Origin of the sequence: Flavobacterium hydrophilum, from assembly GCF_003202405.1 — a bacterium.
Lineage (GTDB): Bacteria > Bacteroidota > Bacteroidia > Flavobacteriales > Flavobacteriaceae > Flavobacterium > Flavobacterium hydrophilum.
In genome coordinates this window covers 1,241,146-1,267,053 of record NZ_QJHL01000001.1, presented here as the reverse complement: position 1 = coordinate 1,267,053, position 25,908 = coordinate 1,241,146, and the positions used below count along the sequence as shown (strand labels likewise).

Sequence of the window (25,908 nt, the reverse complement as noted above, 5' to 3'; positions counted from 1 at the left end):
AGATTTTAAAAAAGAATATTATTATAAAAAAATCCAAGAAAAATAATAACAAAATTTAAATAATGGATATTTCTATTTCAGGGGTTAAAGGTTATGAATTTCAATATAAAGCAACCCTCCTAATAACATTACAATTGCTAAAAAAAAAACATGACGTTAGTGTTTTTGTTGAGCCAACTAATGGAGAAGATTTTTTGATAATAATCAATGAAAATAAAATAGAAACCAGAATTGAAGTCCAAGTAAAAAGAGAAAGTACAAAACTAAATGATGATAAATTAAATGAGTGGCTTTGCCATTTTGAATCCCATAGTTCTGACAACTGTTTACTCTCTAGATTAATTAATTCAGATAATTATGTACTTTTTATCACACGCTCAAGATGCTTAGATAGTACATCATTTTTAATACAAAAAAATGACGATATAGCCATCCATGAAAATTTCAATCCTGACAAAATTCATCATCAAAACTTTCACTTGGGATTAAAAAACTCATCCTTCTTTAGTTCAACTAAACTAGGAGATAAAAGAAACAAATTTTGTAATAAACTCTCAGAAAAAATAGAAAAGAAAATTGATTTTGACAAGATCTTTAAAAAGGTTTTTATTTTAGAGAACTTAGGCGATGAAAGTTTAGACTCGCAAATAATATTACTATTAAGCTCAAAATTTCAAATATCCCATTCAAGATTAAATGAAGTTTACTTGCTTCTATTGGATTCTATTAAAAAAGTAAGAGATAGAAGAAATAATTTGACAGCAGAGGTTCGAGAAATACTAATTAAAAATAAAGTAAATTCTCCTAAGCTTAATACAGATTATATTTTTAGAGGTATCGAAGACGATTTAATTAAAAACATTGACAAAGAAAAGATTCTATTACTAACAGGTATATCTTTATGTGGAAAAACTGAAATTGCAAAAAAAATTGCTTTTCATTATGTAGAAAAAGGATACAATTATAATATTGCTTCAGATTTTTTAGTTGCAGAAGCTTTTTTCTTTTCAACTAATCCTAATGAAGATAAAATTTTAATATTAGAGGATCCATTTGGACATATCGAATTAAAAAATGAAGTAGCAAATCATAAATTAAAACTCGAACATTTAATTGATAATTTACATGATAATCATAAATTAATTGTAACATCAAGAAAAGAAATAGTTGAAGATTTATATAAGGACTTTAGTATAATAGTTTTTAAAAAATTCAACTGGCAAGATTTAACTCTTAAAAATCAAATCGAAGCAATTGAATTTTGGGGTAAAATTTCTGACTTGAAAAACTATTCTCTGGAAGTAATTAATAAAATTAATTCCGTTATTAAGTTAAATGATAACTTAAAAACTTTACAGATTGGTCAAGTTCAATATTTATCAAAATTTGACAAAAAAGAGATCTTAACAAAAGGCAAAGCTGAATTAGAAACAATTGCGAGACAAAACTCAAATGATATAGCTATTGAAATATTTCGGAAGGATAATGATTTAGCAATGTTCTTAAGCATATTATCTTTCTGTGGAAGTACGATAAGCAGTATTCCTATAATTGATTTAGAATACATATTTGGCAAGGACAAAACTAAGTATACTATTGTAAAAAGCAGATTACATTCATTGAAAGATGAAAAATTATTTACGTTTAAATACATAAAAAGAAATCGATTAGGTAAATCTCAAAAAAAACTATTAATTGCTTTACAAGAGCGAGGCTTTATCGTTGAAAAGAGTAAAAGTATTTTATTTTCACATCCTAATTACTACGAATCGGGAAGGTACATTTTTAAGAATTTTAAAAAGAGCAACCAAAATGTTTTTTTAGAATATCTATTAAAGGCAATATCTTGTAATAATGAAGAAATTTCTTTTTTTTCTACTCAAAAATTACCCTTTATCTATGCAAATTCGATTGATAAAGAAATCAAAGAGAAAATAGTGAAAATTGCATTTAAATCTCTACTATCGATTTTTCCATCGGTCATTGATAACTGTTTAATATTTCTCCTGTCTATTATTGAAGATTTAAAGGAGAAACAAAAAAACAGTATTATTCATGCCACTGCACATAATAATGTTAGTATTTATAATTTAGAGTGGTATGGTGATACTCCCTTCGAAACACATAACCCTAGAGTCATGCTAGAAAGAAATACATATTTTTTAACGACGCATGAAGTATTGGAAATTGAACAAAAATTTCTAGAAAATCAAAGTGTTACAATAAAAAAGGCTTGGTATTTATTATTATATTATGAAAGGAATAACAGAATTATTATAAAAGAAATTTACGAAAAATTGATGCTTTATAATGTTTCATTTATAAGAGCAAAAGCATGTTACATATTTTTTAAATCTTCTATAGAAAAAAAAACAGTAAACGAACTTATATTAAGTTCGTTTAAAGATGAACATCCATCTGTAGTTTTTAATTGTTTAAGAGGATCCTTTCAGGCATGGAAAAATTATTCACTTGAAAACAAATCCTTAATAAAACCATTACTTGAATACTCATTAAAAAGAAAAGATATCTCTATTCGAGCTTCTAGTTTAATGACTACATTTGGAATTGAATATGCAACAGAGGGTATTAAACTAGATGAATTAAATAACGAAGAATCAATTGAAATATGGAAACTATGGTCATATTTGTTTAAAATTTTTCAGAAAACAGTACCTCCAATTATTAATATTCACACACCTAGATTTATTGCTACTTTAGAAGATGCTATGAATTATTTAAGTAGTCAAAATTACATTGAAATTTTAGATTGCTGGTATGATAGTATGTTATTAAAGATGGAAAAAAGGGGAGCATTAGATGGATTTGAATTCTCAATTGCTAAGCACTTATTAGACTCAACGAAAGAAGATCATTTACTAAGAAAAAAACTCTTTGATAAATTAATTTCATTTAACGGTACTTCTTTTCTATTATCATCCCTAAGATACTTTATTGCCGACTGGAGTGTTTTAAGTGGTTACGAAAAAGAACAAGTAATTCAATTGTTAAAAGGAGAACGAAAAGATAAAAGATGGATTAAAGCTGTAATACTAACTTCATATAATATTCCGGCAGAACTTATTGAAAATATACTTGGGAATAAAGAATACTTTCAAGGAAATGTTGAAGATATCGTCAAAAATTTTGATTCGCAATTATTAGAAGATTGTCTTAGTGTTTATTGTGGTCATCCTTATCAATTATCAGATTTATCGACCAAACATGAAAATTTCACTCTTTGGCAAAATATCACTAATTACATACTACTAAACAATCATATTATTGGTTACAAAACTTGTTTAACCGAATTTTTATTTGATGGTGTCAATGGATTCAGAGAACCTGCCAAAAGCCTCAAACTATGGCAAAAAATATGTACTAACTCTAAAGAAAAGTCTATAGAAACTAAGCAATTAATTTATGCCACGGCTTCTTGTTGCTGTAACATAGATTCTGCAAAAGAATTGTGGTCAATTTTGATAAAAAGCTATAAGATTGAGAATAGAAAAGATGAAATTGTTAACACTATAAAAGAAAATATTATTATTCTTCAACATTCTGAAAGAGAGGGGATTTTTGAACTTATTGATAATAAAATATTATTAAAAATATTAAATGAAACATATCCAGACAATAAATTCATTATTACGATATCAAATCTAAAAGAAATTCCAGATGTCGCTGATCAAAATTTACTTTTAGAATTTATTCAAAACGCAAGTTCAGTTCCATTTAAATTCTATAATACATTAGATTTTGCAAAAAGAATTTCAGAAAAATTAAACATAAGTGATGAATTAAAGGAAAAACTTAAATCAATTCCTAATTCAATTTATGAAATGGGCAAACCAATAATGGAAGAGCTTAATGACAAATATAATTATGTGTTGAAAGATTGGATCTATTATAAAAACAATTAATTTAAACATATGTCAAATAATTTAACACCACATAATTTTAATGAAAAAGATGAAGATGGCTTCCCAATTAACGATACAGGTTCTCAGGTAAACTTGGTAGATGAGCACGGAAATATTTTTATACCACTGCAAAGTAATTTTTTTATTAAAATACAAGAAAATTCGGGTATTAAATTTAATCCTACAGATAAATTGGAAGTAAATTTAGCTATTGACACTTTAGTTAGTATTCTCACTCAAGGCTTTTGTGAAAAACTTGAAAGTTATTATACTATAGATCTTACAGATAAATATAAAAGAGAAAATAGAATAAGAACCGTTGCTCCAGCAAAAATTTTAACGATACAAATGTATTTTGACTGGATAAACAAATGGTTAAATTATTTTGGTAATGTTTTTAATTTTGAATTTAAATTATTTTTTTATTCAAAATATAAAGAAAAAATCAAAAACGACGTTTTGTTATTAGAGACAGGTTTAAAAGAAATTAATGCTCCAAAAAGCCATATTATATTTGCTAGAAGGTGGATTGAAGAAACAGATAAAAATATAGAATTAGAAACAAAAGCAAAAACCAAAAGGGCTGAAGATGAAAAAAAAGTAATTCTTCAAAAAAGTACAGATAATTCTGTTTCTGGAAGTAAAAAAAATCAAGATATCCAACAAATAAGTTCTATTTTGAAACCTTTAAGTGGGAAGTGGAGTAAGAAATTAATTTTAAAAGAAAATGATTTTTCAAGATTAAAACAATATACTTTGTATATAATAGACAATAACAATTTGCCACCTGACGCTACAGGATTTCCTAACACAGGTGCGACCATTGAGTTTATTCGTAAAACTATACATTGTGTTTACCTACATACAAATAAAAAGAACAAATCTGTTTTTATTGAATTATTACATCTTTTTCAACAGTTAGATAATACTACAGAAAGTACCACCAGTAGAAAATTTTCAGCTTATGCAGGAGATTACAATAATGATATAAAGGATCTCATTACTTTTTAAAAAAAAGTTATTTTGGTGATAAGTGATCACCATTAAATAACCTCTTTCTTTTGCTTCATGTAATTTTAAAAAATTTATCATGAAAGCAATAGTAGTTAAGAAATTTTTAATTTCAATTTTCGAAAATCAAATTTTAAGAATAGGAAAAAAATTAAAATGTCAATCTCAGAATCAGATCTTAAAATTGATTCTAAAATTTCATCAACTTGAAAGAAAATATAATTTAATTGAAAGAGTAAAAATGATATTAAATATTTCTAGTTACATTATAAAAATAATAGCTATTTATGATTTTTTTAAACACTAACCGTTATTGCTTAGTGCTTAGTTATCATAATACACTCCAAATGCTTCATTCTCAAATTCATTCGGGATTTTATCACCAACAAATTTATTTTTCCACAAAACAATTGTGTTTGTCCACTCATCATCTCTGCCATCAAGAATAGTATTAACCCTCCCAATAGCATGAATTAACACATCATTATTTTGATATTCCAATAATAATTCAGAAATATATTTGTCAAACATCTCGTATTCGTAATCATCAGTAGCACTTCCTAATTCATTAAGAAGCATTTCTAATTGCGTATTTGAAACACAATCAACAATTAAATTATACTCAATGCATTCGTTACAAACACTCATAATATCTCCGTATGTTTCAAAATATTTGGAAGCTCTTTCACTAAAAACTAAAATATTAAATAATTGACCGTTGCAACCTTTCTCTTTGCATTTATTCTTTTTATGTAAGTCTTTTATTGTTTGAGTCTCAATACTTAAAAGCTGATTAAATTCATCATTTATCTTTTTCGCAGAGATTTTATCATTCTTAATTACCATAAGATTTTCAAAACTTTTTTCTGCATTTGGAGACCAATTAAAAGACCCATTTATTATGTGAATATTGTCAATAACTACAAATTTATTATGCATGTGGTTTCTTAACGAAGGCATTTTAAGCAACCTAATATTCGCTCCTTTTGTTTTTAGTTTGTCTATTTCGTCTAAATGAGATTTGTTCTGCTTATTATCACTACAGATGATTGACAACTTGATGTTTTTATTTAATAATTCATCAAATAATGTATAATATTCTTTAAAGTTAATCCAAGCTACTGCTATAATTACACTCGAATTAGCCTTTAAAAGTTCTTCATAAATGACACCTTTAAGTTCTTCAAAAAAAATCTTTACTTCAATCATAATACTTGCTTATTTTTTTGCATTAAAAACTATGGTACTGGTGCTTGACGATCATTGAGAGCTTCGCAAAGATTTGTTTGTTTAAAAGATAAAATTTATTGAAACCTAATTTTATCATAAAACTTGCAATCTTGACAGACGCCAGTTATAGATCTATCTTTGCAAGGGAGCTAATTAAAAAACTAGCAAGTTTTTTTATAACTACATTGGTTCACAACACTATAATGTTGTCTACTTAAAAAAAAATTAGGTTTAATATGCCTTTGGTCTCACCTAGTGAATTTTATTTTAATGTAACTTTCCTAAAAGTCATAGAAATTCGCAATTTCCTATCGCTTTTTACTCCGTTAAAATTATCTGCTTTACGTTGAGCAATACCATGAGTCCATTTATATCTGGCATCTCCACTTAACACTACAAGACTTCCTGATTCAAGCATTACTTCTATCTTTTCTTTTGTTTGAAGATTTATAAAATCCATTATGCAAGCAGAACCTAAACTAAGAGAAATAATTGTATCTCCAAAACAGGGCTCACAATCCACATGTCCAGCAATGCCTTGTCCTGGTTCATATTCATTTATAATTAATTGGTCAGGAACAATTCCTATATATTTCTCATCAAATAATCTCTGTGCAATATTCATAGCCCAATTCGGTAATTGGCCAATAAACATAGAATAATCAATTAGACGTGCTTTATAATCATATTTATAACCGTAGTGCTGAACTCTTCTTTTGAGATCAGATAACCACTGTTCTGAATTAATTGAATTGATAAGATTTGTAACTGCAACTTGATTTATGAAATTAGGAATATAAGTTAATCCCTGAATTCGTTCAATATCATTTATTACTTTTATATTATTTTGCTCATTTTGAGTTATAATATTTTCGTCTTGATTAAATAAGTCATACATAATTAAGTGATTTCTAATATTTCAAAAAATATTGTTTCAGACTCTGGTGGGAACGTGGAATTTCTCTTATTATTATATCTAATAGTATTATTTTCAGTTAGTAACTCTTTACTATTAGCAAACTGATTTTTAAATTTAAAATATTTCGTGTTTTTCAAAGGGTTAGTAGTATTCTGAAATAAAAAATAAAAAGGAACATCTGGCTTCGCTTTCTTTATATTTTGCACTGATTTAGCTAATTCAATTTCATCTAATGAATCGCTTGCAAATAAATAACAAGCGTTAACAAAAATGCTATTTGCATTTGCTAGCCAGTCAAAATCAAAGTCATTAAGGCTAGTGATATACTCTTCATGCGATACTGAAGTATACAGAGAATTATCCATAAAAATCTTTGCCTCATCTCTCATTGATTTATAATAATCAACACCAAAATAATCGAAAGAAACTGGAGTATTTCCAATTGAACTTAAATAATCAATAAGTGCTATTCCACTAGTTGCTGGACCACAACCAATATCAATAAATTTAATTATACCGTTTGATTTATATAATTTATTAAACTGGTCAAATCTTTCAAATAAACTTAAACTAGAATAGTAATGTTTTCTCATATTAAAGTAAGAATAAAGCTTTACTACGTCTGAAGCTTTTAATTCTTTGTATCCATTATCAAAATTTGTTTGTCCAAAATGTATTATCTGAGAACGTATAGTATTATTATCATATCCTAATAATATTCTATGCCAATTAGTAGAGCTATGGTGGCGTATATAATTCAAAAATTTATCATTAAATAAACTTTCCGTAAATAAAGAAGGTTCAAATATTTTATATGCTATTTCTTTTATTTGAATTTCTCCTGAAAATTGAAATTTATTTTCATCATAATACTTTAGGATTGGGAAAACATTTTGAAGTTCTTCACTTGTAAATAGCTCATTGAATTTTTCAAGCAGTTCTTGCCTATTTTTTTCATTAAACAACTCAATAGTAGCTACATAGTAGTTATTCAAATCACGTAGCACTTCATTTTCATAATTCTCCACCCCATCAGTAATGGCTGTTGACAATTTTTTCAAATATTCTTCAAACATTAAAACATTGGATTCTATATCACTGTACTGTTTAATTTGTATCCAAGCATTTAGCCTATTTTTTAATACACTATCACAAATAACTTCTAAGGCATATACAACAAATCCTTGATTATTATTACGCTTAAAGTAGAAGGCTAGTTCCGTAAACAAAAATTGAATTTCTTCTGAGTTTCTAGCATTATCCGTAAGCTCCTGTGCTGACAAATGAACAAGTATTTGTCCTAATAATTCTGTATTACTAGGTTCAATTTCCAAATTTATAAAAAGTAATTTTAACTCTCTTTTATTCTTTGAAATAAGATCAATCAATTGAATCTCATTTATCTGAAGTACTTCACTATGGAATTGCACTATAGTCATTATATTTCTTTGTTTTTTTGAGATAATCTAATTCGAACTTTTAACTCTTCTGTATCTATTATTTTTTTATTATTTTCAATGAAAAGGATAAAATCTTCTTTTAAGTAGCCTATGCTTTTCAACAGTGAACTAATAGAAAAATCAATATCATTTAAACTAAACGGCTTCATCTTAACACCTAACTTATAACAATACCACCCGAATTCTGATAGTAATGGAATATTATTAGGCAATGTAGTTAACATTGTTATTAAATCACTTAAAGGATCATTTGGTGTCACTTTTTGATATAACTTCCCATATAATATTTCTTCTATAATTAAATACTCCGAAGAATTTAAATTTACTCCTGTTTTTTTCTCTCTTATAATATTTTTAATATTCAAATTATTTAAATTTGAGTAATTATCGCTATCAGAAAATGAATGAGCATAAACTAATTCCAAAATTTTATAATCAAATTCTGTTGTAAGTTGAAACTTAATTGGTGGTTTTACAGGTAAATTATTCAATAATTTAAAAATAAAATTTGAATTACTAAATCTTTCATCAGTATTTCTTAAGTTTTTATAACCAAAGAAATAACCTAATATAGCAAAAGCATATTCTCCAAATTGCGACGAAAACACGGTGGTAATATCACGTCTTGCTATTTCAATACTATTTAAATTTGCGTAATTACGTAAGTATGAAAATAAATATAAGGGTAATGCTGATTTAGATTTCATAGTCTCAATGATTGCTAAAACACCCTTTCTTTCGATATTTTTTCTCAATCCAAAAAATACTTGACGTATTATTTTTTCATATTCAGTTTCATTTGAATTATTATCAAATATTACTTCAAATTCTTTAGTATCATTATCATTAAAATTATTTAAAACATCAAGGCGTTCAAAAAGCCATTTTAAAAGTTTTTTATCGGAGGGGCAATTGTCATCAAATAGCCATGAATAAAACTCTGAAATACTTGCATTTTGAATTATTTCACATCCAAAAGAGCTATCAATAGATTGAATAGCATAGAAAAAATGATTTGAAATAGTAGTATACGAATTAGTTTTCTCAGATATTAGTATATTGTAATTTTTAACAAAAGCAAGTAAACCAAGTATTCTGTCAAACTTATTTATTTTGGATGTATGGTCTTCCTTAGCACTAACATTTTGGTTAACTATATCATATTTATTCTTCCGTAGTTTAGAGGGATAATTAACTTTTATTAGAAGTTGAGGAATATAACCTCCATCAAACACTAAAGAATCACTCACAATTGAGTTCTTTATAATTTCTTTTTTTACATAAATATTTCTAATACGACTTATGGGTAAAGGCATAAATGAAAATGCAAAATCGTCAACAATATTAAAAAATTTTTCCTCAGTTTTTAAAATTTGTATTTCTAAAAGAACTATATCGTCACTATTCGAATTTGAGCAACCATTTGAAAATAATAGAGCATCTTTTTGTATAGATTGTAAATCTGGAAATGCTCTATTAGATATGTACTGAGATGGCGATATTAGTCCTGATGCAAAATAATGAAATATATTTCCTCTGTGTATCTCAAGATATAATGGTTTCTTAAAGTCAAAGCCACTATTGTTTAAATTTTCTGCTTTTAAATTAAAGTTCTTTTCTATTTCAGTTGTTTTTTCAATACCAATATTATTAGTAATTTCTAATTGAACTTCTTTCATTTTATTTTCCGATTCGTCTTGTTTCGCATTTTCGCTAACTAACAAGTCCTCACTAAATAATGAATTATTTTCTTCAACAATCGTTTTTTTTGCTACTTTCTTTGAAGTTGCTCTAGCTGTCTTTTTATCTTTTTCTGCCATATTAGTAATTATTTAAAATGGTAAATCCTCGCGAGTAATATTTGTTCTGGCATTATAAAAACTAAGAACATTTGGCTTATTATCACACAAAATAAAAATGTCGTTTCTTGCTCTTGTTACCGCAACATAATAGTGATTTCTCGTTGCGAAAAATCTACCATCATTATTCCGATTACTCATTGCATAGTCAGATTGCTCAAAAAATGGCATAATCACAATATCAAACTCCAGACCTTTACATGATTCGAAAGTGGTTATAAATGGGGTTTTTAACTTTTTCATCATAATGCTTTCATCATTTTGATCCATTTTACTTATATAATAAGAGAATGATTTATCCACTGGCGCATCTTCTTCACATGAATACCCATGCTTCTCTAAATATTCTTTAATATCTAAGACCTTTCTCTTAAAGTGTACAAGTATTCCAATATTAGAATTTTGATTTTTTTCTATAATTTCTTTAATATACTCTAATTGTCTAGCCGTTCTAAAACCTACTTCAATTTCCGGATTATTTCCACTTCGTAAATTTGTAGCAGTCAATGCCTGCACTCGCAAGTCGTTAGGAACAAACTTTTGTGCTAGTTGAAATATCTCTTTTGAATTTCTAAAATTCCCTCCCAAGTATCGCCAAAAGGCTGTTGTTTGAGTATTTAACTTATTATTAATCACATTTTCCACAGTATCTGCGACATAATGCCCTCGATAATTTTGTGCCTTATCAGCCCCTACTGACACAGTATGAGTTAGTTTTAGAACATTTGCATATACTGATGGGGGTAAATCCTGTCCTTCATCAAAAAATAACTCATCAAACTTAATATTTTGTCTATCGTTAGCTATGAAATTCTGAAAACCTGTCCCTAAAACTAAATCTGTTGCTTCCGAATCAAAAAAATTAATATTATCCTTGTGCCATTTATAGAATGTATTTAATTTTTCTTCAACGATTTTTTCAATTTGCTCCTCATCTAATCTACCAAATAGTTCCTCAGCTCTGTCTCGCAGAGTTCCTCTAATAGAATAAATTAAAGTACGGTTGAAGGTAAAAAGTAATACATCCTTGCTTTCACCAACTGGCCTTAGAAAGCGAAAAATAGTTACAACTGTTTTACCACTTCCAGGACCACCAGTTACCAAAGTTGAATTGCGAGAATTATAAGCAAGTTGTTGATCTGGATACAATGAAGCGATTGATGGTAGAGAGAATTTAAAATCAGGCATAATTTACAATTACTTTTGTTATTTTATTCTGCTATAAAGATATACAGAACAACATTATTATTTTGTTATAATTGTTACGCTAAATTCTAAATAGTTTTTAAACCATTTTGTTTAGAATTTTCAATGTATACATTATATAAACTTGTTATTTATTTTTTTTTATTTTAGTTTTTAGAGAACATTATGACACTTCAACCTTAATAAATTATTATAATTAGTGAGTTTTTTTTAAATAGTAATCTTGCTTTATATTAATTGCTCAAATTTAAGGATAAATAATTACTCTACTAAAAAAATCAATATATATATCGAATCCAGTAGATTATAATAATTTCTAAGATCACTATAAAATAGATACTATTTTTTTAAATAATGATTCAAAAAATAATTTAAGACAAGCAATTAAAGTTAAGTCAAAAACAAAAAAAATACAATAAAAACTAAAAATTATATACAATTTAATTTAAAAATTATATATTTGTACTCTATTAATTTAACTAGCCACATACTATGTTACAAATTGCGCAAGAAGATTACCAGATAATTAAACGCCGAACAGCTACCGAGAATGAATGTAAACTAGATTTAAATTTAGAATTACCAAAAATGTTTGACGCTTATCATGAAGCTGTTTCTCTTTATAGTAAAGAGATAATGCAAACCCCTGTTCAATCAAGAGTAATTTCCTTAGAAGCATCGTTGTTAAATTCTAAGATGATTCAATGTATTCAATCTCATTTTCCAAAAAATTGGAAATTTGGAAAATATAAACGTTTCATGTTAAGAGCAAATGGATATACTGTGCTTTTTAAAAAGTTGAATGATAAAAACAAGCCAATGAATATAAAAACGTTTCATTCAACCGCAATTTCTAATCAAATGCAAATATCATTATTTGATAATGGTCATCAATCAATTGATCCAATTCTAATTTTTGGTTATAAAAAGAATAGAATTGGTGGAATTTACGATCCAAAATTAGTTTACATAGATGAAAACGAAGTAAGATGGATGATTACAGAATCTGCCGTTGAAAATAGTTTAGGACTTAACATTAATAGAAAACCAGCAATTGAAAAAGTTTTGCCTGCGGTTAAAGTATCTCCTACCGTTAAGATATTATCTACAAAAAGAGCATCAAACGATAATACCCCATAATATAATTTAAATAACCCCAAATTATGAAAATTAATTATAGACAGTTAACTTTTGCACGTGAATACAGAGGTTATTCACAATCAGAATTAGCCTCTAATATTACTGGACTTTCACAACCTAATCTTTCTAAATATGAGAAAGGGTTTAATACACTCTCTGACGATATGGTCGAAAAGATCATAGAGTATTTAAATTTTCCAAAAGATTGGCTATATCTTAATATATCAAATCTACCAGAAAATGCGAACTATAGAAAAAAAGCAACTATTACTAAAAAGGAAAAATCTAAAATAGAATATGGCAATAGGCTAATTGGTTATATTGTAGATCAAATGTCTGATTCGATAACATGGCCTGAATTTAATCATGCTCCATTAGACATTGAAGAAGGCCATACTCCTGAAAGTATAGCAAAATATGCTCGAAAAACCTTAGGCATACTTCCACCTGACCCTGTAGCAGACATTAATACCTTACTAGAAAACAAAGGAATTGTTATTGTTGAAATTGAAGCTCATGAAAAATTTGATGGTGTTTCATTTTTAACTGATAAGGGAAATCCGCTAATTATCATTAACAAGAATTTTAGTAATGATAGAAAACGTCGAACACTGGCTCATGAATATGGACATATTTTAATGCATTGTTATTTTCCAATTCCAAAACATCGAGGTGAAAAAGAACGTGAAGATGAAGCTGACGAATTTGCCAACGAATTTTTAATGCCGTCAGATTACATAAGGAACTCATTAATTGGACTTCGATTAGGCAATTTAGTAGAGTTAAAAACTTATTGGCTAACTTCTATTCAATCAATAATTCGTAGAGCAAAAGACCTAAACTGTATTACTAAAGATAGATATACTTATTTTAATATTGAATTGAGTCGATTGGGAATTAGAAAAGATGAAGGCATTAATGTATACATTGATGAACCAAGTTTATTCAAAACAGCATATAACCTTCACATAGATGAAATAGGTTTTAGTGATAAAGATTTAAGTCAAGCTTTTACATTACCAGATGATATCATTTTGGGTACTTTTAAACCAAATAATTTAAGAGTTATTCATAAAATCAAAATGAATGCTTAATTGAGGTGGCTTTGCTTAATCTCAAATATTTTTATATTTCACTTATAGTTTTTAAATCCTTTATAAAATGGTTCGAAAATTGTCCCGTTAGGGCTACAACGATAAAAGCTTCAGAGAAATCTGGAGCTTTTTATTTTTACCTTCTAATTATCTTTGTGACCACAGATTGCAAGTCTGCGTTATCGTTGTCGACAAATCTGAGTGATCAGGTTGGGCATCAGGCTTACTTTTCGCCTACAACTTTAAGTAATCTTATTGTGTATCTTTCCTTCTTATTGTCTGGTGCAAAATACAACAACACTATTAAAGTACGGTCAATATGCTCTATTTCATCTATGCCTATATCCCATCTTCCTCAAATCTAAAATTAATACTTGCACAACCAAGATCATAATGACAAGCTGTATTGCCAATTATCTTTATAAGGTATCTATACCAAATTGAGTAATTATTCTGGTGCACGCACTTATAAAACCAGAAAGTAAGTCAATTCCAATAGTTTCATTTTTTAATAGTAATTCATTATTCTTTCTATAAATTACATGTAGTCTAAGATTCAACATAAAACAAAACTAACTAAAAATCACACATTTAAATCAAGTATAAATACGTATTGTTTGATGTTTTATTCTTTGCTAAATTTCAGTAAAACAACATATTATGAAAAATCTATTTCTTATCATATTAATATCTTTTAAGATAACAACTATACAAGCACAAATTCCTTCAGAAGAATTTGACAAAGCAAAAATGGAATATAAAGGTACCAAATCAGTACAAGCCAAGATGTTGATGAGGCACGTAGAAATTTGGGGTAAAATAACTGAAAAGGAAGCTAAACTAGACACTGCCTTTTTAAAACTATTGAGTATTAAAGTTGGTATAACTAAGGAGCATCTTCAAAAATATCTATCCTCTAACAATATCACCAATAATGAAATTGGTGGAGACATTAATTCTCCTGTTTCTCATATCACTGTTAATGGTAAAAAAGTTTTTGCAAAATATTTTGTTATCCACGATGTTAGCTCTCCGGTTTTTAAAACTGATTTTCCATCGAATATTAACGATGAGTCCTGGAGTTTTAATAATGTCAGCAAATGGACTAAAAAAGTAACTCATGTCTATCTTACCAGAACCGGAAAATCTAAAGCCGTTGCAGATTTCTCAGAAGGATTAAGGGCTACAAAATTTGAACTGAAAACATTAGGGACCCAATCGCGTGGTTTATATATTCATATTGAATTAGTGCAACCAAGGGTCTATCCTCCTGGTAATGAAAAAAATGCTCCTGTAGCACCAAAACCAGGATTTACCGATGCTCAATATGACAGGCTTGCACTGCTATATATCTGTTCAAGTTTTCGAAAAAGCGAATGGCTTGTGCCGGCTTTCCATGCCAACATTGATCAAAAATTAAACGACAGTCATGATGATCCTCAAAATTTTGAAACTAAAAAATTTACTGATAAAATTTTAGAAGTACTTTCAGAAATTAAAAAGAAATAGGCTTATATAATTTATAAATTCTAAAAACCTATTTCATAAAAACACTTCAAAGAGCCAAGAGTAAAATCCAAATTCCAATGTAAATACCGGGATTTGGATTTAAGTTTAAATTTTTCTTTATCAGCGCAGTGCCGGATGCATCATTTCATTTAGAATTGATAAAGTAAGAGGATCAAATTGCCCTGAAAAAAAAGCATCTAATACGTCCTGAAACACAGGATTGGTATTATCTGTTAAACTAAAAAGTGTCATTGAGGATTGCAATTTACGTGCATCGAGATCTCCAAAAATAGACTCTACTGATTTCATTTTAAAACTTAGCAATGCTTCTGCGCTTTCAATAATATGCTTTCTTAGTATTGGATGTGCCAAGAATTCTTCACTTTGTTGTAAATTTTCTATAGCATATAACTCCGACATTTCACTTCTTCCGAGTCCTTTTATCTGAGGAAATATAAACCACATCCAATGAGTTTCTTTTTTGCCTTTTTTAAGCTCAGAAAGAGCTGTGAGATATAGTTTGTTTTGTGCTTCTAAAAAGCGTGTTAGGTCATTTTTTATTGCTGCCATTGGGGGTAGGTAGTTTGAAAAATTAGTTTGAAAAGTAATAAAAAATATAATACCACCTAAAAAATATAGAAGAATAAACGGTTAAATTGACCTCAAATTTTCTGATTGCTTGAAATGGATTACAAACATTTTTTCATGAATCTGACTTTAAGCAATTTAATAATAGAGATACATGGAAAAATGACGTCAAACTTATTTACACTTACTATAATTACATTAAGATGCTAATGCAAAAATCGCATAATAATCTGCAAAAAAGTGGTTAGATATTTGAAGCTTCCCCTGATTAATACAGAAAAGCAGCATTCCTTAGAATACTGCTTTTTTACATCCCATCTAAATTCAGGATCCTTTTATAATATTTCGTTAAACTCTAAAAAAATGAGCATCCAGCCAGCGTTCTTTCCAACTGCTCCATACCTGTTCGAATTGAACTGTATTCTCTTTACAATGAATCTTAAACAATTCTTTTGCTGAAGCAATATCTTTATGCTCTTTCAAAAAACATAAAAAATCGTATTGTTCTTTGTGCAGATCGTAAATTGACAATTTAAATTTGTGTCGTAAAACCACGCAATAGCTTTCATTTTGAAGAGGCAAATCAGGATTCTTGTCATTTTTGAAATCATAATAGTACTTTCGAACAGGAAACTGGAACTTAAATAAGGAAAACACAGGCACCAATTTTAGTTCATTTTCGGGTGTATAGATTGTGGCTAATTGGTAGTTTTCTTCTGCTTTTTCATCAAAAAGAACACCAATGGCATATTCAAATCGGGCGAGTTCAATCATAAAATCAATCCAATCTTCTTTAACATCTTCATTGGCATCGGGTCTGTTGTTTTCCAGATATTCTGCAAAATGGGCTCCCAAAAAAGATAAATTGTAATTATAAGAAGGTTTTGAAGCCAGATAATCATCGGCGAAAGCGCAAAAAATTGCTTCGCCTAAAGCATATTCTAAAGCACTAAATTGCTGTGACATGCAATTTCGCAATCGTGCAATATAACTTCGCTGGTAAATGGCTAGATGTTGCTTTGCGGTAAGCTTTTCCGAATGACAAATCACGTCTTCAATTGAAGCTGCATTTTCTGCATTCGAAAGCAAATCATCAGGGTTCACTCCTGTTTGCTGATAAGGATCAAGCAAAAGCTGCTGCATCCATTGCTGAAAGTCTTTTAATGGTATTTTTACCGTTTTCTGCATCTTTGGAGTCTATTAAAATTTGTTCACCGCAAATAGATTCAATGGATTTGAAACCTGCTCTTTATCAATAGAAAAAACTTCTTTTTCACCCCCAACAAAGGCTGCATTCATATATTGTTTTGATTTAAGCAATTCAGAATGGTAGATATCAAAAGCCGGAATGTTTCCATCCCATTCTAATAAAATTGATGCCTGATCTGACAATTGATAAGCCTGTTGAAACAATTTCCAAACCTGACTGTTTACTTCTCTATCGTGTGTATCAATAATATAATTGCCGCAATTTTGATGACCGGCCAAATGCATCTGAACAACTTTATCATGCGGAATTCCATTGATGTATGCTACAGGATCAAAATCATTATTAAAAGAAGAAACATATACGTTGTTTACATCTAAGAGCAATCCGCAGCCAGTTTCTTCGGTCATGATTCGTAAAAACTCCCATTCGGGAAGAGTTGAATTATTGAAAGCTGCGTAGGTACTTGGGTTTTCTACAATCAGCGGTCGTTCTAAATAATCCTGAACTTGTTTGATTCGGTTACAAACATGTTTTAATGAATCTTCATTTAGCGGAAGCGGCAGTAAATCGTGCGAATTGGTGGTTAAAACTCCCGTCCAGCACAAATGATCGCTAATCCAGGCTGGCTTGACTTCACTTGCAAGTTGTTTTAAACTTTTCAGATAATCAAAATTTAAGGGATCAGTGCTTCCTATAGAAAGCGATACCCCGTGCATTACCACGGGATATTTTTCTGCTATTTGTTGTAAAATATATCTTGGACGTCCATGTGAATCCATGAAATTCTCAGAAATTACCTCAAACCAATCTACGGCAGGGTTCTTCTCCAGAATATGTTCAAAATGCTGGCTTCTGAGTCCTAATCCCAATCCTAAATTGGGTAATCCAAGTCTAGTGTCCATTATTTTTGGGTTGACAATTTGAAAGACTTTCCGGTAGTTTTTTAGCGCTTTCTTCTTCCATTTTCAAAACTCTTTCCGCTGCCGCAGCTTTTCTTTCAGCAGGGTTATTGATGTAGGAACAAGATCTTGAACCGCTTTGTCCGCAAGAAGAATAATCCACTCCAGAAGTACCGCGAATGGAGTTTACATATTCATCGCTTGGCCCATATTGCTGCGGAGCTTCGCCAAAAGATTCTCCTTTTTTTATTCTTTTTTCTTCAAAACGTATTCTTGCTAATTGCCAAACACTAAGTCCTTTGTTAGGCCCTTGTGCCATAAAACGGGAAGATAAAATAGGAACACCACAGCTCCCTTGATAGCGACAATCATTTTCGCCCGGATGACAAAGTTCTTCGGTAGTTCCAAAAATTCCGCATCCTCCCTGCCCTTTACAAGCGTTTAAGGTGTGGCAAGGATGACCAACTGCTGTTGAACAATCGCCTTGACCTGCACAATCATTATTTCCTGAATATCCCGCATTTTTGCATGAATTAAGTCCCATGCATACATGAAGTTCTTTAGTTACTAATTCTGACATGTTGTATATTTTTTATATTAATGATGGTGTTTGTAAGGCGTACTTGGTACTTTTGGTATATCAGCTTCAATGCTGTAATCCAATCCTACATCTGGTAAAGACGGGAAATAGTTTTCGCTTTTTATAGCCCAGCCCCAATTTACAGGGTCAGCCTTCGCCAATTGATCCACCAAACTCATGATTTGTGCTTTTGGTCTTAAGAAACTTTGCTCAAACGAAAAAGGTTCAAATGTTAAAGCGCCTTTATAAGCCTGATTGCCTTTCGTATAGGTGTATTGATTTATTTGGTTACCCACACCGCTCAAAAGCCAGATCATTGATTTATGAATACCAAAAATGAATAAATCGTATTGTGTACTTTCGTCTTTATAGTAGCAGGCTTCAATCATTAAAAGAATATAAGCAAAAACTGCATTACCTAATTGTGAACACAGCGCCAGCGCCTGATTGCCCGAAGCTATGTAATCGGCTGTTTTAGGATTAGCATCAGTATCATATACAAAATAGCTGAAGAAATCATCTAATCCCTGAATGTTACGGAACTTTTGCTGATAATGCCCGCCAAGTGTGTAGGCTTCAAGAAATTTGGCAAAATGAGCAGGTTCTTTCCCAGAATCATCATAATCACCTTCCCAAAAAACTACTTTGCCATCAACAATATCCATTGGTACCGGCATTTTATTTTCGCCCCAAATTAAGGTATGCTGCTTGTATTTACTTTTTCCTTCTCCCTGTTCAATGATGCGATGTATAGCTTCAATTGCCGAGTGAGCGTCGTGTACGCCAACAAGTCCTTCACTATCATCTGTATTGGCAAATTGAGGATTGTGATCTCTGTCATAATGTACCGTATTCATTGAATTTTGAGAATAATACGGTCTCGGACGATCCGGATTATCCGGAGGAAGCAATTGTGGTCTTTGCTCATAAGGTCCCGGGAAATCCTCTTTTATGCATTTGATAATCATTTCATATAAAAGTCCAATCGTTTGATATTCAACAGTATCCAATAATTGTGCATTTGCATAAGGATCTTTAAACGGTTCAGGGCTTTCAATTTGCAAAAATGTAGTCAATTGCTTCAATGACAATTTTGCTGCATCAATTTGAAATTCAGGAATATGTCCATCTAATTGTGTTGGAAATGTTAATACTTTTCCAATTCCCATTAAATCAGGTGCCGTTTGACAAACTGCTTGTTTCACATTGCATGAAAGTGCCAGATGCAGCATTTCTTCAATAACAACGCTCATAATTAAGGCAGCCGATTTATTCGAATAAACTAATATATCGAGTTTCAGTTCTTGCGCCAGTTCGTCGATTTCGGCAGCAGTACGCACACCCGATTGTGAAAGCTGCGCATGAAGTTTAGCGTATAGTTTATCCTGATCCTGCGCTCTGTTTATCGAATAATAGGTCGATAAATACGTGGGAATTGTAGCAAGCTCCAGTGCAATTGCCTGCTGCATTACATCTTTAATATTCTCTTTTGTTACCGAAGTAGAATAGGTAAATAGTTTTTTTGTTTTCATTTGTTTTTGGTTAAAATAGATTACTCCGGACTGATAAATGGATAGTATTTTTCGTCAATAATAGGTTCGATTCCAAAGAAATCATTCAAAACAGATTCAGCAGTACAAAATGCACCTTCTACCCAAGCCTGATCGTTTGAATAGGTTTCTCCTACAATAAAAATTTCGCTGTCAGTATTTGGAACGAGCTGTGATGGTTTTCTAATTTTTCTTTGCACATCACCTAAATTATAGTGCGATTTATAGGCATGATACCCTGCATTAAAAGGAGGAAGCGACCAGTCCATGTATTTCGTTTCTAAAGGCTCTGGCACATACGAATAATCAGCTTGTGGTCCAAAATGCAATGATGCTAATTGTGAACGAAGCATTTTTACCATTACTGGAGTGGCTTCTCTTGGCCCTTCAAGCGGCTGTACATCTCTTGACTCAGGAATTTCACGAGTTGCATCTGGTCCAAGTTCTAAAGCTTTCCAGAATGTTGCGTATAGAATATCATCGTAACTAGCTAGAATACCGTATACTTTTTTTCCTTTTCCGTCTCTGGCATTATCACCAAAATAAACTACTTGTCGAATAGGCATATCTGTAATACTTGGGCCAATAGTATCTAATTCGGCTACAGTCGAAATTTGTTTTTCTTGTTTAAAAGTCAAACGTTCTTCGATTGCATTTTCTACAGCAGTTATAAAGCTTACCTTATCGTTAAAGGAATTAACAAGGATAGCTGGATTTTTAGCCGATTCTATTTTTTTAAGATAGTTAGAAGGAAAACCCTCTTTTTTTAATTTCTCAATTCCTTCTTGTGTCAGGAAATAACTGGTTAGTTTAGCGGGATACGTTGGGCTTCCGGCTTCGGTAGTTCTCCACCAGGGAGTATCGAAAAACATTCCTATTTTGTATGAAGGTTCCATTAATACAGACTCTAAATACAACTGTACTTTTTCATGATTTAATACATCGGTTCCTTCATCATCACTGTATCTGCTTGCCTGTGCCACTAAGTCGATTGCTGCTCTAGGCATAGCAAGAAATGCGGCATCACATTTTTTTCTTTCTGCAAGTGCATCCGGATCTTTGCGTGTTGCAGTTGTAAAATTCACTCCAGATTTTGTGTGTATAATAGAACGCAGCCTAACATTTGGATAATAATTTAGCGTGATTCCTTTTTGTTTTGCCAGTTTTTCAACTTCTTCAAATAAAGAATCAAATAAGCTGGAATATCCTTTTATTAAAGTTTTGTATTCTGTTCCCGGAAGAAACTCATCATTCACATTAAATGACTGGGCACTATTGCTGTTAACTACGTTTGAACTATAGCCATTACCATCAGATAAATAGCCAAATCCTTCTTGTCCAAGCATATCATAACCTAAGTTCCAATATCCAATTTCTTTTAGTAAATCTCCTTTTTGATAGACTGAACTATCAGGCATATCGATATTAATTCTTCCTTCTTCATAAAATTTGCACCATTCTCTTCGGGTAGTCGGCCCAGATGTTTGAGTGATTGCTACAGATTGTATCGTTGTAAAACCATCATCTGGCGGAGCATCCTGAGCATAATTGTTAGCAAAATATGGAGCTGGCTGGTTAGAATTGATATCTGAGATATACATGTTTTTAGAACGCAAAGACATTAAAGGATCTGCAGATTCATTAAACGGAACTGAATCTTTCTTTAAATCCAATTCTTCAATGGTTTTAGTTACTAAACGATGTCCGGGTCCTTCAGGAGTTCCATCCCAATACAAATATCTCATACCTCCTAATTCAAGGTACGAATTGTCTTTATCATCTTTATAATGCCATGTACAAACACGTGCGCCTGGTTCTCTGGTTCCCGGATTTTTTTTAGAAAAATCATATTTTCCCCAGTCGTAAAGTTCTAATACATCGCCCTTAACGAGCATTTTTTCGTTTTTGGCGAGTTTAGATTTCCCATCAAGTAATCTCCACGCCGTATAGAGTCCGGCTGCACCTGCTCCAAAAATAGAGTATGTTTTTTTGCTCATGATAGTATATTTTAAAGTTTTTAGTAGTTTTTGTTTTTATTCATTTCCCAGTCTTGCCATTTGCTGTGCGAGATCTTTTTGAGGAATCACAATTTCTACCAAAGTTGGAAGATTTGTTTTTTTCTTAAGTTTTAGAAGTACTTCGTCTAACTCTGAAACAGTTTGAGCACGGTAGCTGTTTGCTCCAAATGCTTTGGCAAGTGCCTGATAATCCCATTTTGGAAGAATATCAAATTCGTCAAATTTATGATCCGGACCTGCTTTAAACGAGTCCATGTCAACATATACCTGCTCAATTGCATATACTCCATTGCTCATCACAAAAATTACGGAGTTGATGTTGTATTTTACAAGGGTAGAAAGTGATTGTGCAATCATCATAAAACCACCGTCACCAGCGACAGTCCAGGCTTGTTTACCGCTTCCAAGTTGTGCTCCTGAAGCTGCACCGGTTTCAAAACCAATACACTGCCACGCAGCCGAAGAAATATAAGCGTTTTGAGATAATCCGTAAATATTGGTAGCCACATACATTGAGGAACTTACACCAAAAGTCATTACAATATCATCCAGCATTTTTTCTTTTTTCAGAAAAGATGTAGCATGCTCAAAAAAGCGGTTAAATGTTATTACTTCCGGAGTTAAATCATATTTAGGATCTGAGTTAGATCGCCATGGTTCAGGGAATTTTGGCTGAGCCGGAGCGATTGCTTTTAAAGGATATCCTGAAGCTCTTTTAAAGCGTTCTGTTAAGGCTTCGATAAAGTCTTTTAAAGTTACATTTGAATAGGTAAAAAAACCAGCTCTTGTTTCCTGAGTCGTTACCTGAATCATATCCGAAAATTTATTTTCTACCAGCCATAAATAATCATCGGTAATAATAGTTCCTAAGGATAAAATACAGTCAGAAGCTTCTACTATCTTGATAACTTCGGGTATTGAAGCCTGATCAGAATAAGTGCCGATAAATTTATCGCCTTTTTCATCCAGAACCGTTTTACCAAGCGAAGTTGTTGTGTACAACATTCCGCTGGCTTTAATAAGTTCTTCTAATTGCTTGGTTAGTTTATGTCGCAAAAGCTCTATACCTGCAAAAATTATTGGTGTTTTGGCCTGACTAATTTGTGACCAAGCTTGAGAAACAGCATTTTCAAGTGCAGCTGGTTCGCTTTTTATTACTAGAGGTTCTAGTTTTTTACTGGAAGGTTTAGGACAAGGTTCGCCCCACACCTCTTTATAACATGCTATGTACACTGGTCTTTGGTGCGTAATTGCTGCGATAAGTAATTTATCGATTTTTTCAGGAGCACCTGCAGAAGTACTCAATGTCTCGGCAGCAACAGTTACTCTTTCATACACTTCCTGATCTGCGTTAAGATTACCTGTAGAATGATGGTAAAGTACATTGTACATACTTCCTATTTGTCGTGCATCGGCTCCGGGTGTGGCGCTAATTACCACAACCGGACTGCCTTCTACATAAGCTCCTGCAATAGCATTTAATGCACTAAAAGTACTTACTCCGTATTGTAAAGATACAGCGGCTAAACCTCTGGTACGTGCATAAGCATCTGCTGCATAAGAAGCGTCTAGTTCGTTTGAAGTTCCAATGGTTTCGATTCCATCAAAGTATTCCAGAGCCTGTGTAAAATGTTTTACATAGTCCCCCGGAATCTGAAAAACCTCGGTAACATTTAATTGTTTGAGTCGGGTGAGCAGATAATCTGCTACCGTAAATTCTTTTGTAGGTTTCATTTTTTGGTATTATAATTAGGTTTTTGTTTTAGTGAAAAATCCCTTCAGTAAATAAACTGAAGAGATTTATGTTAGTCTTTTAAATTTTGATACGCACTTGCAGACTGCCAATATTATCGGCTAATCCGGCTCCGTATTCAGCATTTAAATCATCGTTGATGCATAATTTTAATGGACCGCTTTGACCTGCGGGAGTTGTAACGGGTCCATTTCCAATATAAAATGGAGCATTATTTCCAACTTGCCCTATAAGTGAGCCCATGTTTACATTTTGAACAGGATATCCTGATTGCGTTATAATAATTCCCGGACATCCATTTGCATCATACAGGTTACCATTATTAGTTTGCGGATCTGCTGTCCATAAACCAGATTCGTAACTTACTGTTATCGTATTACCTGGCTGCACGGCAATTCCGGTATTCTGCCATGCTTGATTTGCATTAACCGGAACAAAAGTTTCTACCAGCTGTAAAGTATTGGCATCAATATGCAAAAACTGAGTTGGCATACCATTAATCAAAAATTGTAAAACAATATTTTGAATGTATTGTAACTGAGTCGTTCCGTTACTTAAATTTTCAACATACCAAGTAGTGGTGATTGAAAGCACTTTTCCAAAAGAAGTCTCAAAGTTTATATTGCTTACTGCACCGCCTTCATTACTAGTACTTACTGTAATACTTGAGTAGCTGTCAACAGTAATCCCTTGACTGTTCAATGTATTTAATTGCTGTGTCAAATACGTTGACGGATCAATTATAGAAGGATCTGTAAAAGGTAATTTAGTTCTGTCGGCGGTTGGAAAAACCGGATTTCCTGTTCCTGAAGCAACTGGTCCACCCGTCATTAAAACGGAAACTCCATGAGGAACCGAAATTTGTTTATTATACTGAGTTGCCGGATTTTGTACAGGAATTGGATTTGAATCCGGAACAAAACCAGGACCATAAGGACCTTCGACTTGATTTTGTATTACATGATAAAGCCAAGTACCATTTTCAGCATGAATTAAGGTATTTTGAATCGGCTGTGCTCCATTTGGATCGGCGTTATTTGCTATGTAAACTCTTTGTTCATAAAACAAAACACTGCTTGCCTGTGTATATTGTCCTTCTCTATTTGGTGCTCCTCCAGCAATAGCCGAAAAGGAGATTTCTTCAAAATAAGGAAAGTTTTTAGTGATGTAACCATTTGGAGCATCTGTTTGAGGCAAAGGCATAACATTGTAACCTGTAGCATTTGCTCCCGTTGGACTATTCCATGTACCAATAAAATTATTTATAAGTCCGAGATTATTAGTACCAACAACCGGCGGCTGGTTCGTTGTTGATACAAGCGGAGTAGTAATGTCTGGAATTACCGCTGGTGGTGCTGTTACCGTTCCAGCTGCTTGTTGAGCCTGATAAGGGCATGTTTGCTGTTGTAAACCGTTTGAATTTTCCATTTTATTAAGTATTTTAATCCTTTTCAGGTTAGTTACGTCTTGTTTAGCAAAGTGATTCTGAGGCACATTTGCTTGTGTATCTTATCTCATTTCTGTAATAAAATTAGTGTCACGCCATAGTTCAAATTAAAAAAAAGGCATGAGTGCGGGATTTTTATCCATGAGAGGTCGAAATAAAAGTATAAGACCATTTCGCTATATATTTACTAACTGCTTCCAGTATTTAATCTGCAAAGAATAGATGTGCAAAAAAGCGGAGAGACAATTAAAATGTACATGTTAAAACATTGTAATAATCATCAACAAACTGGTTAGATTTTTCAATGCTTCCCCCTACTAAGAAAAAAGCTTCAGATTTCTCTGAAGCTTTTTGTTCTAACAATCTTTAAGAAAACTCTCTTTGCTAACCTTTCATTGAGTTCATGATTGTCCCCAAAAAAAGGATGAGTTGGCAGATTAAGGAAACCTAATTTTTAAGTTGATCATTAATTTTTCAAACATAAAATAAGCTTAAATAAAGCATGAATCTGC

General features: G+C 31.3%; 19 protein-coding genes. 6 read left to right on the top strand and 13 right to left on the bottom strand.

Annotated features, from left to right (window positions below; all coding sequences use genetic code 11):
- Positions 1-62 precede the first annotated feature (62 nt).
- The 3 genes from DMB68_RS23615 to DMB68_RS04820 all read left to right on the top strand — a co-directional run bounded on the left by DMB68_RS23615 (position 63) and on the right by DMB68_RS04820 (position 5,241).
- On the top strand, positions 63-3,923 hold the full coding sequence (locus tag DMB68_RS23615) for an nSTAND3 domain-containing NTPase (RefSeq protein ID WP_231131583.1): 3,861 nt from the start codon (positions 63-65) through the stop codon (positions 3,921-3,923).
- A 9-nt stretch (positions 3,924-3,932) separates the two neighbouring features.
- Entirely contained in the window at positions 3,933-4,934 is a 1,002-nt protein-coding gene (locus DMB68_RS04825) for a hypothetical protein (protein ID WP_110345509.1), read from the top strand.
- Between the two features lie 79 nt (positions 4,935-5,013).
- A complete protein-coding gene (locus DMB68_RS04820) occupies positions 5,014-5,241 on the top strand; it encodes a hypothetical protein (RefSeq protein ID WP_110345508.1) in 228 nt (75 codons plus the stop codon).
- A 17-nt stretch (positions 5,242-5,258) separates the two neighbouring features.
- On the opposite strand, the gene DMB68_RS04815 is transcribed toward DMB68_RS04820, so the two are convergent.
- The 5 genes from DMB68_RS04815 to DMB68_RS04795 all read right to left on the bottom strand — a co-directional run bounded on the left by DMB68_RS04815 (position 5,259) and on the right by DMB68_RS04795 (position 11,590).
- A complete protein-coding gene (locus DMB68_RS04815) occupies positions 5,259-6,143 on the bottom strand; it encodes a phospholipase D-like domain-containing protein (RefSeq protein WP_110345507.1) in 885 nt (294 codons plus the stop codon).
- Between the two features lie 283 nt (positions 6,144-6,426).
- Positions 6,427-7,062: an alpha-ketoglutarate-dependent dioxygenase AlkB gene (locus DMB68_RS04810; RefSeq protein ID WP_196783680.1), complete on the bottom strand. Its 636-nt coding sequence runs from the start codon at positions 7,060-7,062 to the stop codon at positions 6,427-6,429.
- A 2-nt stretch (positions 7,063-7,064) separates the two neighbouring features.
- Entirely contained in the window at positions 7,065-8,522 is a 1,458-nt protein-coding gene (locus DMB68_RS04805; protein WP_110345506.1) for a hypothetical protein, read from the bottom strand.
- Positions 8,522-10,363: a hypothetical protein gene (locus tag DMB68_RS04800; RefSeq protein WP_110345505.1), complete on the bottom strand. Its 1,842-nt coding sequence runs from the start codon at positions 10,361-10,363 to the stop codon at positions 8,522-8,524. The genes DMB68_RS04805 and DMB68_RS04800 overlap by 1 nt, the downstream gene beginning before the upstream one ends.
- Positions 10,364-10,375: 12 nt before the next feature.
- Positions 10,376-11,590, bottom strand: a complete 1,215-nt coding sequence (locus tag DMB68_RS04795; protein WP_110345504.1) for a 3'-5' exonuclease — start codon at positions 11,588-11,590, stop codon at positions 10,376-10,378.
- A gap of 510 nt (positions 11,591-12,100) precedes the next feature.
- On the opposite strand from DMB68_RS04795, the gene DMB68_RS04790 reads away from it, so the two are divergent.
- The 3 genes from DMB68_RS04790 (at position 12,101) to DMB68_RS04780 (ending at position 15,351) form a co-directional block, all read left to right on the top strand.
- On the top strand, positions 12,101-12,748 hold the full coding sequence (locus DMB68_RS04790; RefSeq protein WP_110345503.1) for a hypothetical protein: 648 nt from the start codon (positions 12,101-12,103) through the stop codon (positions 12,746-12,748).
- Positions 12,749-12,771: 23 nt separating this feature from the next.
- Positions 12,772-13,842: an XRE family transcriptional regulator gene (locus DMB68_RS04785; protein ID WP_110345502.1), complete on the top strand. Its 1,071-nt coding sequence runs from the start codon at positions 12,772-12,774 to the stop codon at positions 13,840-13,842.
- A gap of 660 nt (positions 13,843-14,502) precedes the next feature.
- Positions 14,503-15,351 (top strand): hypothetical protein, encoded by an 849-nt coding sequence (locus DMB68_RS04780; RefSeq protein WP_110345501.1) that lies wholly within the window; start codon positions 14,503-14,505, stop codon positions 15,349-15,351.
- A gap of 120 nt (positions 15,352-15,471) precedes the next feature.
- Here the strand turns inward: DMB68_RS04780 and DMB68_RS04775 are convergent, their stop codons facing one another.
- The 8 genes from DMB68_RS04775 to DMB68_RS04740 all read right to left on the bottom strand — a co-directional run bounded on the left by DMB68_RS04775 (position 15,472) and on the right by DMB68_RS04740 (position 25,377).
- Entirely contained in the window at positions 15,472-15,921 is a 450-nt protein-coding gene (locus tag DMB68_RS04775) for a DUF1810 domain-containing protein (RefSeq protein WP_110345500.1), read from the bottom strand.
- Positions 15,922-16,287: 366 nt separating this feature from the next.
- Positions 16,288-17,127: an HvfC/BufC N-terminal domain-containing protein gene (locus tag DMB68_RS04770; RefSeq protein ID WP_110345499.1), complete on the bottom strand. Its 840-nt coding sequence runs from the start codon at positions 17,125-17,127 to the stop codon at positions 16,288-16,290.
- Positions 17,128-17,139: 12 nt separating this feature from the next.
- A complete protein-coding gene (gene bufB, locus DMB68_RS04765; RefSeq protein ID WP_110345498.1) occupies positions 17,140-18,051 on the bottom strand; it encodes an MNIO family bufferin maturase in 912 nt (303 codons plus the stop codon).
- Positions 18,041-18,628, bottom strand: a complete 588-nt coding sequence (locus tag DMB68_RS04760) for a hypothetical protein (RefSeq protein WP_110345497.1) — start codon at positions 18,626-18,628, stop codon at positions 18,041-18,043. The genes bufB and DMB68_RS04760 overlap by 11 nt, the downstream gene beginning before the upstream one ends.
- A 17-nt stretch (positions 18,629-18,645) precedes the next feature.
- Positions 18,646-20,160 (bottom strand): ferritin-like domain-containing protein, encoded by a 1,515-nt coding sequence (locus DMB68_RS04755; protein ID WP_110345496.1) that lies wholly within the window; start codon positions 20,158-20,160, stop codon positions 18,646-18,648.
- A 20-nt stretch (positions 20,161-20,180) separates the two neighbouring features.
- A complete protein-coding gene (locus DMB68_RS04750) occupies positions 20,181-22,175 on the bottom strand; it encodes a flavin monoamine oxidase family protein (RefSeq protein ID WP_110345495.1) in 1,995 nt (664 codons plus the stop codon).
- 36 nt (positions 22,176-22,211) lie between these two features.
- Positions 22,212-23,930 (bottom strand): alpha-keto acid decarboxylase family protein, encoded by a 1,719-nt coding sequence (locus tag DMB68_RS04745; protein ID WP_110345494.1) that lies wholly within the window; start codon positions 23,928-23,930, stop codon positions 22,212-22,214.
- Positions 23,931-24,009: 79 nt separating this feature from the next.
- Positions 24,010-25,377, bottom strand: coding sequence for a heme-binding protein (locus DMB68_RS04740; RefSeq protein WP_110345493.1), 1,368 nt, complete (start codon positions 25,375-25,377; stop codon positions 24,010-24,012).
- Between the last annotated feature and the right edge of the window lie 531 nt (positions 25,378-25,908).

Coding starts and splice junctions, on each gene's coding strand:
- DMB68_RS23615 (WP_231131583.1), top strand. CDS start 63: ATGGATATTTCTATTTCAGGGGTTAAAGGTTATGAATTTCAATATAAA.
- DMB68_RS04825 (WP_110345509.1), top strand. CDS start 3,933: ATGTCAAATAATTTAACACCACATAATTTTAATGAAAAAGATGAAGAT.
- DMB68_RS04820 (WP_110345508.1), top strand. CDS start 5,014: ATGAAAGCAATAGTAGTTAAGAAATTTTTAATTTCAATTTTCGAAAAT.
- DMB68_RS04815 (WP_110345507.1), bottom strand. CDS start 6,143: ATGATTGAAGTAAAGATTTTTTTTGAAGAACTTAAAGGTGTCATTTAT.
- DMB68_RS04810 (WP_196783680.1), bottom strand. CDS start 7,062: ATGTATGACTTATTTAATCAAGACGAAAATATTATAACTCAAAATGAG.
- DMB68_RS04805 (WP_110345506.1), bottom strand. CDS start 8,522: ATGACTATAGTGCAATTCCATAGTGAAGTACTTCAGATAAATGAGATT.
- DMB68_RS04800 (WP_110345505.1), bottom strand. CDS start 10,363: ATGGCAGAAAAAGATAAAAAGACAGCTAGAGCAACTTCAAAGAAAGTA.
- DMB68_RS04795 (WP_110345504.1), bottom strand. CDS start 11,590: ATGCCTGATTTTAAATTCTCTCTACCATCAATCGCTTCATTGTATCCA.
- DMB68_RS04790 (WP_110345503.1), top strand. CDS start 12,101: ATGTTACAAATTGCGCAAGAAGATTACCAGATAATTAAACGCCGAACA.
- DMB68_RS04785 (WP_110345502.1), top strand. CDS start 12,772: ATGAAAATTAATTATAGACAGTTAACTTTTGCACGTGAATACAGAGGT.
- DMB68_RS04780 (WP_110345501.1), top strand. CDS start 14,503: ATGAAAAATCTATTTCTTATCATATTAATATCTTTTAAGATAACAACT.
- DMB68_RS04775 (WP_110345500.1), bottom strand. CDS start 15,921: ATGGCAGCAATAAAAAATGACCTAACACGCTTTTTAGAAGCACAAAAC.
- DMB68_RS04770 (WP_110345499.1), bottom strand. CDS start 17,127: ATGCAGAAAACGGTAAAAATACCATTAAAAGACTTTCAGCAATGGATG.
- bufB (WP_110345498.1), bottom strand. CDS start 18,051: ATGGACACTAGACTTGGATTACCCAATTTAGGATTGGGATTAGGACTC.
- DMB68_RS04760 (WP_110345497.1), bottom strand. CDS start 18,628: ATGTCAGAATTAGTAACTAAAGAACTTCATGTATGCATGGGACTTAAT.
- DMB68_RS04755 (WP_110345496.1), bottom strand. CDS start 20,160: ATGAAAACAAAAAAACTATTTACCTATTCTACTTCGGTAACAAAAGAG.
- DMB68_RS04750 (WP_110345495.1), bottom strand. CDS start 22,175: ATGAGCAAAAAAACATACTCTATTTTTGGAGCAGGTGCAGCCGGACTC.
- DMB68_RS04745 (WP_110345494.1), bottom strand. CDS start 23,930: ATGAAACCTACAAAAGAATTTACGGTAGCAGATTATCTGCTCACCCGA.
- DMB68_RS04740 (WP_110345493.1), bottom strand. CDS start 25,377: ATGGAAAATTCAAACGGTTTACAACAGCAAACATGCCCTTATCAGGCT.